Annotated in this window: 1 protein-coding gene; it reads right to left on the bottom strand. The window is 39.1% G+C overall.

Annotated elements, in window-relative coordinates; all coding sequences use genetic code 11:
- Positions 1-226, bottom strand: a 226-nt coding sequence (locus SM754_RS20685) for a carboxylesterase family protein (RefSeq protein WP_501993837.1), incomplete at its 3' end; no start/stop codon positions are given.
- Between the last annotated feature and the right edge of the window lie 22 nt (positions 227-248).

Here is a 248-nt window from a genome sequence, read left to right as displayed (position 1 = left end):
ATTGGAACATATAAATCAGGTCATCGTGATGGACAGCGCCATATGTGAGAGTATTGTTTGTTCCAGGCAAATAAAAATGACTTTGTTTTCCTTTATAACTGAATCTGTAGTAGAATACCGGTTGAGAGTTCTTCGCAGAAAGTATTTTGACAGCCCTGTTGACAGCATATCCGCTCTGGGCTTCATTGAATAACTCAGATAATTGGACCTGGGAGGAATTATCAATTTTGTTGCCTCCAAAGTAGAAG

This window comes from Halorubellus amylolyticus (assembly GCF_034808145.1).
Lineage (GTDB): Archaea > Halobacteriota > Halobacteria > Halobacteriales > Natrialbaceae > Halorubellus.
Note: the sequence above shows the minus strand (reverse complement) of the source record. Positions and strands in the feature narration are given on the sequence as shown.